The organism is Luteibacter flocculans, assembly GCF_023612255.1.
GTDB lineage: Bacteria > Pseudomonadota > Gammaproteobacteria > Xanthomonadales > Rhodanobacteraceae > Luteibacter > Luteibacter flocculans.
In genome coordinates, this window is the sequence record NZ_CP063231.1 from 2,347,685 (window position 1) to 2,364,255 (window position 16,571).

The window sequence follows — 16,571 nt, forward strand, 5'->3', positions numbered from 1 at the left end:
GAGATGCCCATGAGAACCCTTGTCCGCCGCCTTGGCGGTGCCCTGCTCGTCGCATGGCCGTTGATCGGATGCTCCACGCAACGCCCGACACCCGTGCCCCGCGCGTCCCACGTGGACGTCCCGCGATACATGGGCGATTGGTACGTCATCGCGTCCATTCCCACGCCCTACGAGGAAAGTGCGGTCAATGCCGTGGAATCCTACAAGCTGCTGCACAACGGCAAGATCGAGACGTCGTTCCGATACCGCAAAGAGACGCCAGCCGGTCACCTGAAAACGATGAGTGCCACGGGCTACGTGCGTCCCGATACGAATGGTGCCATCTGGGGTATGCAGTTCGTCTGGCCGATTAAGGCGCAGTATGTGATCTCGTGGGTCGATGCCGACTATCACACCGTGATCGTGGCACGCGACAAGCGCGACTACGTATGGATCATGGCGCGCAGTCCGACGATGCCCGACCCGCAGTACCAGCAGCTGGTGGATCGCGTGGCCGCAATGGGCTACGACGTGAAGCAGTTGCGCAAAGTGCCCCAGCAGTGGCCCGAGCCACCGACACAGGCACGGTAACGACACGACGAATGCCGCTATGATGCGTTCCGACCCGACTTGCCAGAAAGTCATCCCGATCGAGGCCCATCGGCGCGTGTCTCATTCCGCTTCCCAGGCCAACGACGATCCCGCCTACTGGGCGGGGCAGATGGCGGCCGTCGCAGAGAACCGCGACGTCGACTGTTTCATGCGTCTGTTCGCCCATTTCGGACCACGCCTCCAGCGCTATCTCGTCGGCCTCGGCGTGGCCGCGCCACAGGCCGAGGAACTCGTGCAGGAAGCCATGCTTCGGGTGTGGCGACGCGCGAATCAGTTCGACCCTAGCCGGGCGAACGTATCCACGTGGCTGTTCCGCATCGCACGCAATCTCTACATCGACAGCATTCGCGGCGAGCCGCATTGGCTCCCCATCCAGGACGGCCTCGACTGGCTCGATCAACGCACCGACGACGATGCGAACAGCACGGAGTGGTTCGCAGACGGCGTGGGTCTGGAGCGAGCGATCGACGAACTGCCACCGCAGCAGGCCCGGGTGATCCGGATGTCCTATTTCGAAGCAAAGAGCCACAGCGAAATCGCCCAGGAGCTTGGGCAACCGCTGGGCTCGGTCAAGTCCAACCTGCGTCGTGCCTTTGCGAAGCTGCAGGCAGGCCTGAGAAAAACACCATGAAGCCGCACCATCATCTCGACGCCGCCACCTTGATGAGCTACTCCGCAGGCGCGATGCCCGCTGCGTTCGCTGCGGTGGTGTCGGCACACCTCAGCGTCTGCCCGATCTGCCGCGACCATCTGCTCGACGCCGACGCCATCGGCGGCCAATTGCTGAGCCAGCAAGAAGGCATGCCCTTGTCCGATAACGCTCGCGAGCGCTTGCTGGCACGCCTGGGCGAGGAGGACATTCCTGCACCCCGTCCGTCTCCGGCCCGCCCCGTGGCGCATGACCCGGATGACCTGCCGATGCCGTTGTGGCCCTACTTCGGGCGCTCGTACCGCGACCTGCCGTGGAAGTGGATCGGGCCCGGCATCCACCACATCCGGGCGCGCGGCGTGGACGACGGGCACCTCATGCTGCTGCGCGTGGCACCCGGCCGCAGCTTGCCCATGCATACGCACGGCAAGAACGAGCTGACGATGATCCTGCGCGGTGCCTACGACGATTCCATCGGTCACTTCGCGGCGGGCGACGTCGCGGATCTCGACAGCGACATCGAGCATCAACCGGTAACGGCGCCCGGCGTTCCCTGCGTATGTGTGGCGGCAACCGATGCACCGCTGCGCTTCTCGGGCTGGCTGGCCCGCTCGCTGCAACCGCTGTTCAAGTTGTAATCCGCTTACCGGCGCCCCGGCGCACGCGATCAGGCATCGCCTGCGTCGTCCCAGGCGAAAGGCTCCGCCAGCGTCTCGGCCAGGTGATCGACGAAGGCACGTACGGTGGCTGGCAAATAGGTACGGGTGGAATAGACGACGCTGATGTCCAGCGGGTCCGCGTGGTAATTCGGAAGAATGCGCACCAGTTCGCCGCTTCGAAGGAGCGGCCCCAACACGAAGGTGGGAGCGAACACGAAGCCGGCGCCAGCAACGGCCGCAGCGGCAAGCACCTGCACGTTGTTCGCGGACACCCGCGTACTTCCCTCAATGCGATAGCGATCTCCTTGCGCATCGCGGAGCGTCCAATCCGGTCCCGACACCGCTTCGCTGAATGCAAGCAGAGGTTGTCCGGAGAGATCCGACGGTACGTTCGGCGCTCCATTGGCCGCGACATACCCCGGCGCTGCGCAGAGCGCCATCCGACACGCTCCGAGGCGTCGCGCGACCAACGATGAATTGGCGAGCCTGCCGATGCGTAGCGCCACGTCCACGGCGTCGGCATGCAGGTCGCCATAGCGGTCGTCGAGCGAGAACTGCAGCGACACCCGGGGATGTTTCTGAAGAAAAGCCGCGACGACGGGGCCCAGGTGCAGCGCACCGAACGCCACCGGCGCCGTGACGCGCAAGGTGCCCGATATCGTGCCGGTCTGGCTGCGCGCTTCGTCATCGGCCTCTCGCACGTCGACCAGAATGCGGCGACAGCGCTGCAAATAGGCCTCACCCTCCGGCGTGAGCGTCAACTGTCGCGTGCTGCGCTTCAGCAGAAGCACACCGAGCTCCGCCTCCAGCGCAGCGAGGTGCTTGCTCGCTCGCGAAGGCGTCATGTCGAATGCGCGTGCCGCACCCGCGATACTTCCCGTGCGAGCGGTCGCTTCGAAGACGGCCATGCATGTCAAGCGGTCCATTCGATCCCTTTCTGACCGAGTGTCGGTCGATTTCAGGCGCTAATCAGTGGCGATGCCGGTGCCTAGGATAGTTCCATCGTCCTCACATCGACAGGTGACCTGCCATGTTCATTACACTTCCGTCTGGCCCTACGCTCTTCGTTCACGAACGGCACGGAGACCATCCCACCCTGGTTTTTCTGCACTACTACGGCGGGTCGTCGCGCACGTGGGCCCCGATCATCGAAGCACTACCGCGCGACATGGGCGTGATCGCCCCCGATCTTCGCGGCTGGGGCCGCTCAGAGCGTTCTACGGAAGGCCATACGCTTGCGGGTTACGCCGACGATGTCGAGGCTGTGCTCGCGAACACGCAAGTGGGCGAGTACGTGCTGGTGGGGCATTCGATGGGCGGCAAGATCGCCCAACTCATCGCGTCACGACGACCTGCGGGGTTGCGCGGCGTCGTGCTCGTCGCGCCGGCCCCGCCGACCGCGCTCGCCCTACCGCTCGAGGTCCGCGCTGGCATGGTTGCGGCGTACGACACACGAGAGAGCATCGAAGGCGCGCTCGAACATGTACTCACCGGACGGCCGCTCACGCCCCAACAGCGTGAACAAGTGATCGAAGACAGCATGAGCGGTACACCCGAAGCCCGCTTGGCATGGCCTATGGAGATCAGCCAAACAGACATCACGGACGCGGTGCGCCGCATCGAGGTGCCCGTACTCGTGCTTTCGGGCGACACGGACAAGGTGGATACGACCGACACGCTTGAGGCCGAGTTGATGCCACGCCTGGCACACGCCGAGCTGCGCGTATTGCCCGGCGTGGGGCATCTGGTGCCCTTGGAGGCACCCGAGGAAGCCGCCCGGTCGATTGCAGCGTTCGTGGAGAGGCTGCGCGCCGGGTGATCCGACGCGCCTGGACGCGTCGATATCGGCTCGGCGAAATCGCGGCCCATGATCGGGATTTTCCCGATACGGGCCGCCGCAGCGTGTCGCGATAGTGACCCCCGAGGGACGCCGCAGGCGTACCCGTCAGTCCACGGCATACACCGCTGGACACACCGCACACATCACTCGGGTGATCACACCAAAGGACACGCTGCCATGACCGTTACGGCAAATCGACTCATTATTTTCGGGGACAGTCTTTCGGATATCGGCGTCAAGCGAGACACGCTGACCGGACAGTTCGCTTCGCTTTTCGGCTTGATGCGCACCAATCAGGTGAAGCGCTTCAGTGACAACCGCAACTGGACGGACTTCATCTGGGAATGGGCCGGCGGCCAGCCGTTGATCACGGTGGATCAGTCCACCTCCCTGGCTGCCGCCGCGCCGCATTTGACGTGGAGTGCGAACAGCAACCACGGGTCGTCCACCACGCATCCTCTCTACTACGTCAATTATGCCGAAGGCGGCGCAATGGGCGGATCGGACCGCTGGGGCGCTGGCCTGGGCACATTCAAGGAGCAGTACGATCGCTACGTCAAGGATCTCAAGGCTTACGGCCCGCAGCCGGGCAACGGTCTGTACCTGGTGTGGTTCGGTCTCAACGATCTGGTGACCAACGGGCGCGACAAGGCCGACATGGCTGCCGTGGCGCGGCAGATGAGCCAGATATGCCAGAACATCCTCCAGAAGGACCCGAACGCACACTTCCTGTTCGGCAACCTTCCCGATCCGCAGGACGCCGTCCGCTATTACGGCCAGGAAGCCACGCAGAAGGTCGTCGACTTCTCCACTGGCTCGCTCAACTTCGGACATGAGCTGGCCAAGGAGATCAACGCACACTTCGCTGGCAGAGCCACCGTCGTCGACATCTACACGCCCATGTATCACGTCTGCAAAAATCTCAACTCCTACGGGTTCACCAAGAAGGCGCAACCCAAGGGCATCGAGGTCCGCTATGGCGCGCCGCCGCGGAACCAGCTCGACGCCTTCTGCACCACGACCAGCGACGAAGCGCATCCCACCGAGGAGGTCTACAAGGTGATCGCGCAGATCTGGGCGGATGAGATCAAGAAAAATTTCGACCTGGGCACGCTGTCGCAGGCGACTGATGCCCATTTCAAGGTCCAGGGCTCGAACTGAAGCCTTTGCACGCGGTGCCGCCGGCCGGGAGCGGCCGGCGGCGGCGGGAATGGGTCGGGGCGCTATAATCGTCTTTTCCCTGTCATGACGATTAACATGCTGCGAAGCGATCAGGTCCTCGTCACCGTTGGCACCGCGTGCACCCTTTCCGCCGTGGGCTCGACGGAAACCTATCAGGCGCTGGTGGCGCGTTCTCCCGATTTTTTGCCACTGGCCGCCTTCGATGCCGGCCTCGTCTCGCTCGATCCGCACGCCGAGAACGCGGCGGACGGCATGCGCTGGGCCTCGGGCGATCATGACGGCGAACCGGCCACGCTGGCAGATCTGGAGCGATTGCACGGCGCCGAGCTGCGTGCCAATAGCGGTATCCGCCATGTCGCTCAGGTCGCCGACCATGCGCCGCGTGCCGTGACCGACATCGCCGCACCCCTGCCGCACGATCTGGAAGCAGGTGGCCTGCGCCGGCTTGCCGGTATCCGTTTCGAAGACATACGCGCATCCAGCCTCAAGGACATGCACGGCCTGTTTCAGGACGAGCCCTTGCTGAGTCCGTCGTTGCAGGCGCAGTTGTTCGTGTATGGCGCACTGGGTGCCTTGGCCGGCCTGCCGCGACCGTTGTCGGAGCTGGTGCCCAATCCGTTCGGCTTCCGCGTCGCCTCCGCCACCGCCTTCGGCGGTCACGACGCATTGGGCCAGTGGCTGCGCCCCGATGCGCCACAGCCTGCCGGTGGTATCCCGAAGGACACCTTTGCGGTCCGGCTGTCGCACTCCCTCGGTTCGCACGGTCCTGCGCTCGTCTCGACGATGCTTGCACCGTCTTACAGCATCAGCCGCGTGCTGAAGAATCCGGAACTGCGCGAATCGCTGCGTTCCGACGAGGTCGGTTTCATGCGCGTTCCGCAGGCGCCGTCTACCGCCGTGGGGGCCTGCGCATCGAGCCTCGTCGCACTGGCCGACATCGCGCCGCAATTGCTGTTCGATTACCCCGGTTTCCAGAAACCGAAGATGGTGTTGCTGACGGCCGCCGATGCGGCACTCCAGCCCGGCTACGGCATCCTCGAAGCCTTCGGTGGCGGGGCCTTGATGACCGGCGCCAAGCTGGCGGCAAAAAACGAAGCGCATGCGGGTGAGCCGGAGCGCACCGCCCACGACGCACTCGCGCCGTTCGACACCGATGCCGACGGTACGGTGGTCGGCCACGGTGGCTCCGGGCTGCTCGTGACGACGCTCGACTTCGCGCTGCGCAACCATCTCGACATCACTTCGATCATCGTGGGCTGGGGCCAGAGTGCCGAGGCCGGTGGCAAGGCGCATTTCGCAGGCGTCGGTTTCGGTGGCGAAAACGCCCTGGTGCAGGCGATGGAAATGGCCTATCAGGGCCACGGTTATGCCATCGGCGACTTCCACTACCTCGCCGCCCATGCCACCGGCACGCGCACCAACTCCAAGACCGACCTCGGCACCGCACTCGCAGGTCTGCAGGGCGCAGCGCAACGCCAGGGTCATACGGGCGAATTGCCCAAGCTTTTCGTCGGTGCACACAAGGCGGTGGGCGACGGCCACACCATGGGCGAAACCGGCCTGAAGGCGTTGTCGCAGGCCGTGCAATTCGTGCTTGGTCGCCCTGCCCCCGGCGTGCCCAGCCTGCGTCGCCTCGACCCGGATCTCGCCGAAGTCGGTTCGCACTTCCACCTACAGGCCGAACCGACACCGGGACACGCCGACGGGGGCGCCATCTGCGTCACTCAGGGCTTTGGTGGCTACAACGGCGCGGTGGCCTTGCGTTCTGCGACGCCGGAGGCTTTCGCCCGCTACGCGTGCGATGCCGATGTACTGGCTGCGTATCTCGACGCCTGGCCGCGCATCCGGGCAGAGCGCGAAACGCGTGAACGTGTGGCCCGCCGCAGCCCGAAGCTGGCGTTGGCCATGGCCGAGCGCCATCGCTGGACGGGGCTCGACTGAGCATCCATCCATCCTTCACGGGCAAACGGCCAGCGCTCGTGAACGTGGATCGATCATGATCCGTGCGTTGCGCAGCGCTGCCGAACCCAACACCACTTCGGGAAACCCCTCGATGACGCGGGCGTTCACGTCGCTCAGCGTCAATGCGCCCACGCGCACGGGGCCGTGCAATACGCCCCGTTCCGTGCCTACCTTACCGTTGGTCAGGCTGGCCTGACCGGCCGACGCCAGGGGCGCATCGGTCAGTTGCGGCCAAAGCGCCTTGGGCACCACGAGTTCGACGTCAGCCCCGGTATCGAGCTGAGCCTCGAACGATCGGCCATCGATGGTCACAGGTACGCGGAATGCACGTTCATACGGCAAGGCCTGCGCATCGTCCGTGGCCACATGCCAGCTTCGGCCAAACCATAACTCGCGCCGACGATAATCGATGACCAGAACGCCGTCGGCAAAGAAGTCTCGAGCCAGGATGCCGTCGAACGCGGCTTCCTTGGAGACACGCGATCGGTAGTCGCGTGTGATGACCTCGACGTTGCGCCGAGTCAAGCCACCAAGCGTCAACGTGTTCAGTTGGGTCGTGTCGACCGTGCTCGTTGTCAGCGCGTCGGACGAGGTGGCCCCACGACCTACGGGTAGCCCCAACGCCGTCACGAGGCTTGCATCGACGCGCCCGACACCGCTGGCCCCGGTATCGACAGCGAAGCGGTAGGGCCCGCGTCCATTGACTGCGGCATCGACATAGACCCGCCCGCTCACCAGCGTCACCGGTACATGAACGAGTGCATCCGCAGCGCTCAGGTGCTGCGCGCAGGCCTCGCGTGCCATGCTCTCTGCCGACGACGTGCCATACATGATCGCAGCGAGCGCGATCATCCATTGGAGCGATTTCATCCGTTTTTCCCCTTGTTCGTCGCTGAAACGGCGAAGCGCGCCATGCGCCTCGACATGATCAGTGATACGTCGAGAGGCTATTCGGCTGCAGTATTGATCGCTACATGGGAAAAACGGGCGGCATGGTCTTGCCGATCGACGGCCGGGCAAAAAGAAAACCCTGCTGGAGCACGACGCCAAGGTCGAGCAACGCGGAACACTCGGCGATCGTCTCGACGCCTTCTGCGATGACCTTGATATCGAGGTCGTCGCACAGACGCATCATGTGCGACACGATGCGCTGGCGAACGCGATCGCCGCCGATGTCGCGAACCAGTCCGATGTCGAGCTTCACGATGTCGGGCTGGAAATCGGCGAGAAGATTCAGCCCCGCATAGCCCGCCCCGAAATCGTCGATGGCGGTGAGGAAGCCACGGGCGTGGTAAGTCCGCAGGATCGACAGCAGGTGTGCCTGGTCGGCGATTCGCTCGTGCTCCGTCACCTCGAAGATGATGTCGGATAGCGGCCACTTCACACGTTCGGCGGCCGCGAGCGTGGCGCGCAGGCAGTGCTCGGGGTTGTACACCGCATTCGGCAAAAAATTGATCGACACCAGCGCTGGAAGCTCGGAGTCCACCGCGCACTCCAGTGCCTTGACACGACATGCCTGATCGAACGCGTACTGGTTCTCGGGATGGACCGATGCGAGCACGTCGGCCGCCGACGATCCGTCGGTACCGCGCACCAGCGCTTCGTGCGCGAAGACGCGCCTGGCCGACAGGTCCAGGATCGGCTGAAACGCCATGGTGATGGTGCCTTCAAAAGCCATGCCGTTACGGCACGCTCCGCATGAGTGTTGCTGTGCCATGACTTCCCTCGCAGCTCGCTATCCTATCGGCCGAAGGTAAAGGGACTTGAACAACGAAACGTGAAGATCGACCGTTACGCCTGCTTTAGCCGCGGCCAGCGCCAGGCCGTCACGATGGTGAAGAGGCTGAGCGCAATCTCGATCACGCCAAACATAACGTAGAAAGGCGCCGCGCCCGGGAGGGTCATCACGATGATGCCCGCATAGATTACGCCGAGGATGAAATTCCCCCAGCGGCACCACGCGGCGGGAAGCGCCATGGAGCCAAACACCATCAGTGCGGGGATGGCCATCATCACGCTCACGCCAACGAGCAGGGCATTCGTGGTCGGCCCCATCGGCCCGAAGTTTCCAGCAAGCATGTTGCGCAGGTGGTCCGGGACGAAAAGTCCGAAGTAATCACCGTAGACATAGCAGAACATCAACGATGTCCAGAGACCGGCCAGGCGCAACCTCACGGGTACCTTGATGTCTTCGAGCATAGTTCGGCCACATCCTCTCTTCGGAAACGTCACTGTACGATGGCGAAGGAAGAACGACTCGGACCTGGCTCTCCCTTTCGGATTTTCGACATCATGCACCAACGCTCGCACGCCGTGTCGCGCGAGCACGCCGCAAGGGCCGCGCGAGGAAGCCGAGTTCGCAAGGAAACGCCCGATCAGGGTGCGGGGCGAATCACCGCGGCAGGAAAAAGCTTGCCTTGAAAGGCGCGGATTACCGTTCCGACGATGATCGCGGCCAGCACGAGGTTCGTCACCACGAAAAGCACGGGCGCAAGCTGCGGAATGGCGCCGGTAAGGCCGCGCGAGGTCATGGTGAGGGCCGTGCCCGAGAGCGCCGTCACACCGAAGGTAAACGCCCAGTACGCAGGGCTGAAAGGCTGCTCGGCGATCCACGGGATCAGCCGCGCCAACAACAGGAACTGGAACATGCCGTACCCCCAGGTGGCCTGCACCAGCAGCGCCGGCTCGCCGCTGGTATTGGCGAGCCACGCCGCGACAGCCACCACAGGCGGAGCGAGTTGGATGCCCAAGGTCGGTCGGAGCGGCAACGGAAGCGGCTGCGCATGGAACAAGCGATTGACGATCACCGATTCCAACGCAAGCCAGGCAAACACTCCCGCGCCAAAGAACAGCACACCCCACGATGGATAACCCAAGGTGCCTGCCGCAATGGCCGTGATGAAATTCCCGGCGACCGAAGGCAGGTAGATCACCGGTGTCACCGTCGTCACCTCGCGACCGCCCTGCAACATGCCGCCCAACCGCCAGATGCTGAAGAGCACGTGGCCTACCCCGCCGACCACCAGCGCGACCATCGCGAGGCCATGCGAATGCGGTGCGAGCACCACCGCCATCAGTGCCGTTGTCGCGGGCGCCAAGCCGATGAAGCAGCACTGCACGGGATGCGTCGCCTCCTCGACCGCTGCGTCGCGATGAAGACACCACTTCAACGTGTAAGACGCACTTACCAACAGCCACACCACGAACGCCACGGCCATGATGGTCTCGCCGATCACGGGCGACATGCCCCAGAGGCGCGTCGCCAGGCGCCAATTACCGCCCAGCCCAACGAGGCCGAGGACCATGCCGAAGAACGACGCGGGGATGGAGCGATAGAAGGGCATTGAATGGCCGAGGAGGACAAGGACGCCGGCACTGTGCGATGCGCTGCGGATGCTGTCTTGAAGAACCCGGTGGTGAGGCATCGATAACCCGCCATGTCCGAAAACGCGCATTCTCTCGGCAAAGGCGCGGCACGATACTTTCGGCACGGTCCCGCAAACGAAGCCTTTCGCATACTCGCGAGCATCGAGAGTCGCACCGAAGGATACGTGCATGGACGAGAAGCAGCTCGGCCGACTAACCGGAGCGATCTATCTGATCGTTGTGGCGACCGGCTTGTTCAGCCTGATGTACGTCCCGGCTACGCTGGCGGGAGACGGTACTCCGTCTGACCGACTAGGACGGCTATTGGCACACCCCGCACTTTACAACGCAGGCACCGCAGCGTTTATCGTCGAGCAAGCTGCCTTTTGCGTGCTGCCGATCATGTTCTACCGATGGCTGTGTCACGCCGGGCCATGGCATGCCGCCCTGATGGTCGTCCTGGCGCTGGCGAGCGTGCCGGTGTCTCTCGTTGCCGCCGCCGATCGCCTTGACGCGATCGGCTGGCTTACCGATACAAACCTGCTGTCCGAGGTTACAAGCGCAGAAAGCCGCACCCTGGCGCAGACGGCATTGCATCATTGGGACCACGCCTTGCTCATCGCCAGCCTGTTTTGGGGACTGTGGCTCGCGCCGCTCGGTTATCTCATCGTCGTGTCGCGGATGATTCCACGACTGCTGGGCTATCTGCTGATGCTGGGGAGCCTCGGCTATGTCATCGACGTGTTCGGGCAACTCCTGTGGTCCGACTATGGCCGTTCGGCGCTCGCCGACTACGCCACCTTACCCGCTGCGCTTGGCGAGCTGGGCACGTGCTTCTGGCTGCTGGCCGTTGGTGCGAAGCGCAGCAGCGTTGCCTCCATAGACCACGCCCGCGTGGCATGAGCATGGCCCCTACGGCGGCAAGGCAGATCAAAGCAGTCGGATCCCCCAAGGCCGCACCATCCAGGCGAACAGCACGAAGCAGACGATGGTGACCACGGCGCTCAAGCCCAGCGAAGGCCAAAAGCCAAAGCGGTTGAGCAACCAGGGGAACAGCAGGAACATCGGCAGCGTCGGCACCACGTACCAAAACGTATACCAGGCGTGGTTGGCGATCTTCTCCGTGGGTTGCTTTTCGATGTGGAGCCACGTCAATGCGAGCAGGGTCACCATCGGCAGCGACGCAATCAGCGCGCCCAGGCGATCGCTCCGCTTGGCGACTTCCGAGACCAGCACGACCACTGCTGCGGTGATGGCGTATTTGGTGATGATCCAAGGCATGGGATGGTCCGACGAGTGAATGAGGGTTAGTGGAAAACACGGTCGGGAGAATGCCGAGTCACACGACGTTTTTAGACCCGACATCGCCGTGCTCACGCAAACGGCATCGAAATCGGCCCCAGAGCTGCCGCGCCGATCCGGCATAGTGCCCAATCGACGACGGATCGCAAGCACCTACAAGGCCCGCCACGCGAGGGTGGGTTATGGTCCGGAACACCATCCCCAAGGCACCCTCCATGGCAACGACCGAAGCGGACCTCAACTACGACCGCCTGCTCCGTTCCAACCTGGAGCGGGTGTTCAACGAACGGGATGCTGAGCGTCGCGCTACCGCGCTGGCGGAGCTTTACGTCGACGATCCGGTCATGTTCGAACCGGATGCTGTCGTCCGCGGGCGGGACGCCATCGGCGCGGTTGCGGGCAAGTTGCTAGAGCAGTTCGGCCCAACCTTCACCTTCGTCCCTGAGGGCTCCGCCGTTGGGCATCACGGTCTCGCCGTTCTGCGTTGGCATGCCGGCCCACAAGGTGGCCCGATCGCCGTCACCGGGGCCGATGCGGCCGAATTCGAGGGTGGCAGGATTGCCCGGCTCTGGGTGCTTCTCGATCCGCCGCCGACGGCGTAAGCCCCCGTCGCGCCGCATGACCCGAAAGCCGGGTCAACGCATATAGGCAGCGAGTTCATCGGGCGTGCCGCGTGGAAAAGCGCTTCGAAGATGCTCCAGGAACGCCGACACGCGAGCGCTCAGCAATCGTCGTGTGGGGTACAGCGCCCACAAAGCGATCTCCGGCCCTTCGACGTCGCCCCAATGAACCAGTGTGCCGGCTGCGAGATCGTGGCTGACGAGTGACAGTGGCAGGCGCGCTGCGCCGACGCCCGCGCGAACCGCGTCGCGCACCATCACCAAGGACGACATGCTGAGCACCGGGGCGACGGTGAGGGTCGATGGGCCCGACGACATCGTCACGTTCCAGGTTTGCGCCGGCTGCATCGCCCCGCGCGTGACCGCGGGTACCGGCGAGCCATCCGCAGGACGTACGAGATCGGGGCTTGCCACGACGACCAGTCGATCCCGAAGAAAGATCCGCCCGACAAGCGTGGCGTCGGGTTCCGGGTTGACCCGGATGACCAGGTCGTAGGCTTCTTCCACCATGTCCACGGCGCGATCGTCCGCCGTGATTTCGAGCCGCACATCGGGATAGCGAAGCGCAAACTCCGCCGCGAGCTTTCCCATGGCCGTCTGCGAAAACAGCAGCGGTGCGCTGATCCGTAAACGCCCACGGACGGTCTGACCGCCCGACGCAATCGCTGCCGCCGTCTCCTCCAGTTCAAGCAAGAGCATGCCCGCGCGTTCGAACAAGGCGCGCCCCTCTTCCGTGAGCTTGAGTGACCGCGCCCCTCGTTCGAACAAGCGCAGATCGAGGCTGGACTCCAGCTCGGCGACGCGCCGGGACAGCGTGGCCTTCGGGCGACCGGCCTCCCGGGCCGCCTTGCCGAACCCGCCGTGACGGGCCACCAGGGTGAAATCGGCCAGTGCGAGCAGATCCATGTGTTCCACCCATGAGACGACGCGTCCAATTCTAACGGCTATGCACACGAAATTGGATCAATAGCATAGGGGCTGTTCGCAACCCAACCCGGAGACATGCCATGACTATCCTCGTAACTGGTGCCACCGGCCGCGTCGGCCGCCACGTCGTCGACCAGCTCGTCCAGCGCGGCGCCAAGGTGCGCGTGCTGACCCGCGACCCGGCCAAGGCCAACGTACCGGCCGGTGTCGAAGTCGCCCAGGGCGACCTGCTCGACATCGATGCCGTGCGCAGCGCCTTCCAGGGCATACGCACCCTCTTCTTGCTCAATGCCGTGACGGGCGATGAATTCACCCAGGCGATCATCACCCTCAACCTCGCCCGCGAGGCCGGCGTGGAACGCGTGGTGTACCTCTCGGTGATTCACGCCGATCGCTTCGTCAACGTGCCGCACTTCGCTGTGAAGGCGGGTGCCGAGCGCATGCTGGAGCAGATGGGCTTCAGCGCAACCATCCTGCGCGCGAGCTACTTCATCGACAACGAACTGATGGTCAAGGACGCGATCCTGGGCCACGGCGTGTACCCGATGCCGATCGGAAGCAAGGGCGTCGCCATGGTCGATACGCGCGACATCGCCGAGGTGGCCGCGATCGAACTGATCCGTCGTGATCAGGCACCGGGCAAGCTGCCGATCGAAACGATCAACCTCGTGGGCCCGGACACCCTGATCGGCACCGAAGTCGCCACGATCTGGACGGACCTGCTCGACCGCACGATCGTCTACGGCGGCGACGATCCCAGCGGCTTCGAACAGACCGTGGCGAGCTTCCTGCCGAAATGGACGGCCTACGAGATGCGCTTGATGGCTGAGCGCTATGTCAGCGACGGCATGATCCCGGAAGCCGGCGACGTGGAACGGTTGGTCAAGATCCTCGGCCGCCCGCTGCACAACTATCGCGATTTCGCCGCCGAGATCGTGCGTGCTGATTGAGTGCTTTTCAGGCGACCGCCTCGCTCATGGGGTGGTCGTCGACAAGCCAAGAAAGACAAGTGGACAATGTCGCCTTTCGGAGAGGGTTCAGCCATGTTTCCTGCCAACGATCTCGAAGCCGCATTCGATCGCGTGACTGATTATTGGTCGCCGAAGGTCGTCGGCAAGGTCAATGACCAACTGCTCAAGGTCGCCAAGCTCAAGGGCGAGCTGGTCTGGCACGCGCACGACAGCGAAGACGAGTTGTTCTACATCGTGAAGGGCGAGCTTCGCATGGAGTTCGAAGACAGTGTCACGGTGCTTCGGCAAGGCGCGTTCCTCACCGTGCCGAAAGGCGTCCGGCACAATCCCGTCGCGGACGAGGAATGCTGGGTGTTGTTGATCGAACCGGCGTCCACCTTGCACACGGGAGCGGAAGTGACGGATCGCACCCGCAGCCTGGAAGAGCAACTCAGCTGACAGCACTCCCTGCGATGACGCGCTCGGCGACGTCACGCAGATGCTCTAGAAACGCTTTCACCGCAGGATTGTTGCGGCGGCTCGACGGCCATACGGCGTTGATGGTGTCACGCTCCACGGCGAAGCTTTGCAATATCGGCACCAGCTCGCCGCGTGCCACGTAGGGCGCGGCGATGAGGGACGCACTGATGCCAATGCCGCCCCCTGCGGCCAACGTGGCGACGACAGCCTCGCTCGCATCGACGACGATGTGCGACGCAGGCACGATGTCTGTTTCGCGTCCTCCTATCCGAAACGGCCAGCGGAAAATCTGACCGCTGCTCTGATATCGGAAGTTGACCGTTTCATGTTCCGCCAGATCGTCGGGATGCTCGGGCGTGCCGTACTTGGCGAGATACGCTGGCGATGCATAAGCGCCTAGCCGCAACGGACCGAGCCTGCGCGCTATGAGGCGCGAATCCGCGAGTTCGCCGATACGCACAGCAATATCGATGCCCTGCTCTACGACATCGACCAACCGGTCGTCGAGCCGGAGATCGATCGACACCTGGGGGTAGCGTTCCCTGAAAGCCGGCAAGGCAGGTCCGATCAGATGGATCCCGATCGGCAGCGAGGCCGCAATGCGCAAAGTACCGGTCGGTTCGCCGCGAGCGGCTTTCGCTGCCTGGTCGATCTCCTCCGCATCGCGCAGCAGTTTCAGGGCCCGCTCGTGCAGCTCCATGCCCTCCGCGGTCAAGGTGAGCGACCGGGTGGTCCGGGTGAGCAGGGACACGCCGAGCTGCTGCTCCAGGCGTTGCACGCTCTTGCTGACTGCCGAAGGCGAAATCCCGAGCGAGCGGGCCGCCGCCGTGAAGCTGCCCAATGACCCTGCCCGCGCGAACGCGATCAGGCCGGTCAGTCGTTCCAGGGCGATTTGTTCCTTCATGGCACTATTAAAGCGTACTGGAGCCCCATTATCAGCTGGATGGCACGGACATACCCTTTCTCCATGACAACGCGCCCTCGCGCGCCATGGAGACAGAGACATGAGCAACGTAATGAAAGCGGTTCGCCTGCATGCGTTTGGCGGCCCGGAAGTGCTGGTTTATGAGAACGCCCCTAAGCCGCAAATAAAGGCCGGCGAGGTTCTGGTCCGAGTGCATGCCGTGGGCATCAACCCGCCCGACTGGTACCTGCGCGAGGGCTATAAAATGCTGCCGCCCGAATGGCAGCCCAAGGTCGCCTTCCCGATCATCCCGGGTACCGACATCTCAGGTGTCGTAGAGGCCGTGGCCGAAGACGTGCAGAGCTTTGCGGTCGGAGACGAGGTCTATGCCATGGTCCGTTTCCCCGGGGGCCTCGCAGGCGAAAGCAGCGCCTACGCCGAGTATGTAACGGTGCCCGCGACGCAACTCTCCCTGAAGCCGTCAGGCATCGATCATGTGCACGCAGCGGCGGCACCGATGTCTCTGCTGACGGCATGGCAGTTCCTTATCGATCTCGGCCACACCGAACCGAATCCGCTTCAACCGCACACCCACGTGCCCGTGCCGCTTGCAGGCAAGACCGTGCTCGTCAATGGCGCGGCGGGCGGCGTCGGCCATTTCGTGGTGCAACTCGCCAAGTGGCGCGGTGCCCGCGTGATCGCTGTCGCCTCCGGCAGCAACGAAACCTTCCTGCGTGACCTGGGTGCCGATGAATTCATCGACTACGGCACGACCAAGCCCGAAGACGTGGTACGCGATATCGATCTCGTCGTCGATGCCGTCGGTGGCCCCACGACCGGCCGCTTCCTGCACACGTTGAAGCGTGGCGGTGCCCTCTTCCCGGTCTTCCCCTTGGGCTTTGATGGAGGCGAAGAAGCCGAGCGTCTCGGCGTCACGGTGTCGGCGACACAGGTCCGCTCGAACGGAGCCCAACTCGCCGAAATCGCACCTTTGCTTAGCAACGGCACGATCCGCGTCGCCATCGACAGCGAATTCCCACTCGCCGATGCGCGGAAAGCCCATGAGCGTGCCGCCACAGGACATATACGAGGCAAGATCGTGCTGACGGTCGCGGAAGACGGTGAGTCATGAGCACGTC

At 63.9% G+C, this 16,571-nt stretch carries 19 protein-coding genes; 11 read left to right on the forward strand and 8 right to left on the reverse strand.

Going from position 1 to position 16,571, the window contains the following annotated elements:
• Nucleotides 1–9 precede the first annotated feature (9 nt).
• Genes IM816_RS09925 through IM816_RS09935 form a run of 3 tightly spaced genes read left to right on the forward strand, consistent with a single transcriptional unit; the run spans nt 10 to nt 1,878 of the window.
• Complete coding sequence (locus IM816_RS09925; RefSeq protein WP_250337946.1) at nt 10–570, forward strand: lipocalin family protein; 561 nt, start codon at nt 10–12, stop codon at nt 568–570.
• A gap of 19 nt (nt 571–589) precedes the next feature.
• A complete protein-coding gene (locus tag IM816_RS09930; protein ID WP_250337947.1) occupies nt 590–1,222 on the forward strand; it encodes a sigma-70 family RNA polymerase sigma factor in 633 nt (210 codons plus the stop codon).
• Nucleotides 1,219–1,878 carry a ChrR family anti-sigma-E factor gene (locus IM816_RS09935; protein ID WP_250337948.1) on the forward strand — a complete coding sequence of 220 codons (660 nt, stop codon included), beginning with the start codon at nt 1,219–1,221 and terminating at the stop codon, nt 1,876–1,878. Before IM816_RS09930 ends, IM816_RS09935 begins: the two co-directional genes overlap by 4 nt.
• A 29-nt stretch (nt 1,879–1,907) precedes the next feature.
• Here the strand turns inward: IM816_RS09935 and IM816_RS09940 are convergent, their stop codons facing one another.
• Entirely contained in the window at nt 1,908–2,807 is a 900-nt protein-coding gene (locus IM816_RS09940; RefSeq protein ID WP_250337949.1) for a LysR family transcriptional regulator, read from the reverse strand.
• Between the two features lie 122 nt (nt 2,808–2,929).
• Here IM816_RS09940 and IM816_RS09945 point away from each other — a divergent pair, with 122 nt between their 5' ends.
• The 3 genes from IM816_RS09945 (at nt 2,930) to IM816_RS09955 (ending at nt 6,862) form a co-directional block, all read left to right on the forward strand.
• Nucleotides 2,930–3,718, forward strand: coding sequence for an alpha/beta fold hydrolase (locus IM816_RS09945; RefSeq protein WP_250337950.1), 789 nt, complete (start codon nt 2,930–2,932; stop codon nt 3,716–3,718).
• Nucleotides 3,719–3,916: 198 nt separating this feature from the next.
• Nucleotides 3,917–4,900, forward strand: coding sequence for an SGNH/GDSL hydrolase family protein (locus tag IM816_RS09950; protein ID WP_250337951.1), 984 nt, complete (start codon nt 3,917–3,919; stop codon nt 4,898–4,900).
• A 96-nt stretch (nt 4,901–4,996) separates the two neighbouring features.
• Nucleotides 4,997–6,862: a beta-ketoacyl-[acyl-carrier-protein] synthase family protein gene (locus IM816_RS09955; RefSeq protein ID WP_250337952.1), complete on the forward strand. Its 1,866-nt coding sequence runs from the start codon at nt 4,997–4,999 to the stop codon at nt 6,860–6,862.
• 15 nt (nt 6,863–6,877) lie between these two features.
• On the opposite strand, the gene IM816_RS09960 is transcribed toward IM816_RS09955, so the two are convergent.
• The 4 genes from IM816_RS09960 to tehA all read right to left on the reverse strand — a co-directional run bounded on the left by IM816_RS09960 (nt 6,878) and on the right by tehA (nt 10,227).
• Entirely contained in the window at nt 6,878–7,753 is an 876-nt protein-coding gene (locus IM816_RS09960; protein WP_250337953.1) for a retroviral-like aspartic protease family protein, read from the reverse strand.
• Between the two features lie 100 nt (nt 7,754–7,853).
• The gene (locus IM816_RS09965) at nt 7,854–8,600 is read right to left on the reverse strand and encodes an EAL domain-containing protein (protein WP_250337954.1); all 747 of its coding nucleotides are present in this window, start codon (nt 8,598–8,600) and stop codon (nt 7,854–7,856) included.
• A 74-nt stretch (nt 8,601–8,674) separates the two neighbouring features.
• Entirely contained in the window at nt 8,675–9,082 is a 408-nt protein-coding gene (locus IM816_RS09970) for a DUF6326 family protein (RefSeq protein ID WP_250337955.1), read from the reverse strand.
• A gap of 176 nt (nt 9,083–9,258) precedes the next feature.
• On the reverse strand, nt 9,259–10,227 hold the full coding sequence (gene tehA / locus IM816_RS09975) for a dicarboxylate transporter/tellurite-resistance protein TehA (RefSeq protein ID WP_250337956.1): 969 nt from the start codon (nt 10,225–10,227) through the stop codon (nt 9,259–9,261).
• A gap of 211 nt (nt 10,228–10,438) precedes the next feature.
• Here tehA and IM816_RS09980 point away from each other — a divergent pair, with 211 nt between their 5' ends.
• Nucleotides 10,439–11,152, forward strand: a complete 714-nt coding sequence (locus IM816_RS09980; RefSeq protein WP_250337957.1) for a DUF4386 domain-containing protein — start codon at nt 10,439–10,441, stop codon at nt 11,150–11,152.
• A gap of 27 nt (nt 11,153–11,179) precedes the next feature.
• Here the strand turns inward: IM816_RS09980 and IM816_RS09985 are convergent, their stop codons facing one another.
• Entirely contained in the window at nt 11,180–11,530 is a 351-nt protein-coding gene (locus tag IM816_RS09985; protein WP_250337958.1) for a DUF3147 family protein, read from the reverse strand.
• 236 nt (nt 11,531–11,766) lie between these two features.
• Here IM816_RS09985 and IM816_RS09990 point away from each other — a divergent pair, with 236 nt between their 5' ends.
• Nucleotides 11,767–12,153: a nuclear transport factor 2 family protein gene (locus IM816_RS09990; protein ID WP_250337959.1), complete on the forward strand. Its 387-nt coding sequence runs from the start codon at nt 11,767–11,769 to the stop codon at nt 12,151–12,153.
• A 33-nt stretch (nt 12,154–12,186) separates the two neighbouring features.
• Here IM816_RS09990 and IM816_RS09995 read toward each other — a convergent pair whose 3' ends face one another.
• Nucleotides 12,187–13,077, reverse strand: coding sequence for a LysR family transcriptional regulator (locus tag IM816_RS09995; protein WP_250337960.1), 891 nt, complete (start codon nt 13,075–13,077; stop codon nt 12,187–12,189).
• 101 nt (nt 13,078–13,178) lie between these two features.
• Here IM816_RS09995 and IM816_RS10000 point away from each other — a divergent pair, with 101 nt between their 5' ends.
• Complete coding sequence (locus IM816_RS10000) at nt 13,179–14,048, forward strand: SDR family oxidoreductase (RefSeq protein ID WP_250337961.1); 870 nt, start codon at nt 13,179–13,181, stop codon at nt 14,046–14,048.
• Between the two features lie 93 nt (nt 14,049–14,141).
• Nucleotides 14,142–14,507: a cupin domain-containing protein gene (locus tag IM816_RS10005; protein ID WP_250337962.1), complete on the forward strand. Its 366-nt coding sequence runs from the start codon at nt 14,142–14,144 to the stop codon at nt 14,505–14,507.
• Here IM816_RS10005 and IM816_RS10010 read toward each other — a convergent pair.
• A complete protein-coding gene (locus IM816_RS10010) occupies nt 14,500–15,432 on the reverse strand; it encodes a LysR family transcriptional regulator (protein ID WP_072321118.1) in 933 nt (310 codons plus the stop codon). The genes IM816_RS10005 and IM816_RS10010 overlap by 8 nt on opposite strands.
• A 100-nt stretch (nt 15,433–15,532) precedes the next feature.
• Here IM816_RS10010 and IM816_RS10015 point away from each other — a divergent pair, with 100 nt between their 5' ends.
• Nucleotides 15,533–16,564 carry an NADP-dependent oxidoreductase gene (locus IM816_RS10015; RefSeq protein WP_250337963.1) on the forward strand — a complete coding sequence of 344 codons (1,032 nt, stop codon included), beginning with the start codon at nt 15,533–15,535 and terminating at the stop codon, nt 16,562–16,564.
• Nucleotides 16,565–16,571 lie beyond the last annotated feature (7 nt).